The organism is Streptomyces niveiscabiei, from assembly GCF_001419795.1.
Taxonomy (GTDB): Bacteria; Actinomycetota; Actinomycetes; order Streptomycetales; family Streptomycetaceae; genus Streptomyces; species Streptomyces niveiscabiei.
In genome coordinates, this window is the sequence record NZ_LIRL01000497.1 from 606 (window position 1) to 1443 (window position 838).

Genomic DNA, 838 nt, shown 5'->3' on the forward strand with positions numbered 1-838 from the left:
CGGGCCACCACGTGATCAGCCGACAGCCGATGATCAGCACCAGGCCCGCCACGACGATCCCAACCGAAGCATCCGGCTTCATGGTCACCACCCCCAAGGTGCGACACGGTAGCGGAGGTGCCATGGCCAAGTCCCGCAGCTGGCGCGTCTGCTCCACCCCTGGGTGCCCGGAATTCACGCAGCACAGCAAGTGCGACGCCCACCGCCGCGCCGCAGAACAGCGCCGAGGCAGCGCACGGCAACGCGGCTACGACGCCGAGCACGAAGACCGCTTCCGCCGACCGGTCCTTCAGCGAGACCCAACGTGCGTCTGCGGTGACGAGAGCCACGGGCACGGTGCCCCGTGCGGCAAGCCGTCCCGCCACGCCGATCACTACCCGAAGGACCGCCGGGCCCTGGTCGCCGCCGGCCTCGACCCCAACGACCCACGGTATGGCCGCGGGTTGTGCGGCCCGTGCCACAGCAGCCACACCGCGCACGCGCAGCCCGGAGGATGGAACCGATGACCGACGCCAGCCGCACCAGCCTGCTGAAGCCAGGCGACACGCTGCTCATCGGCAATGTCGGGCAGACCGGCGCCGATGCACTCGACGCGCTGCACGAAGGCATGGCCAAACTGCGGGCTGCCCTCGCGCCCCGGACTGCGCCCGGACCGTCGAGCGAGCGTCGCCCCTGGTGGTCGGCCTACCCGCCGAGGCAAGCCAGATGATGACTCAGGGTAATCGAAAACCATGATCACCCCGGGGAGGGGACCTTGATCATGATCTTTTGGGGGACCGCCGGGGAGGTGCCTCCCTGGTCCGCCGGGTTCAAAGCTTCCGGTGATCATGCTCCGCCG

1 protein-coding gene is annotated in these 838 nt (G+C 69.6%); it reads left to right on the forward strand.

From position 1 onward, the window contains the following. Positions 1–502: 502 nt before the first annotated feature. Positions 503–709, forward strand: coding sequence for a hypothetical protein (locus AOK24_RS48650; protein WP_055722095.1), 207 nt, complete (start codon positions 503–505; stop codon positions 707–709). Positions 710–838: the final 129 nt, after the last annotated feature.

Excerpts from the sequence above, each read along its gene's own strand:
- AOK24_RS48650 (WP_055722095.1), top strand. The coding sequence starts at position 503 with ATGACCGACGCCAGCCGCACCAGCCTGCTGAAGCCAGGCGACACGCTG.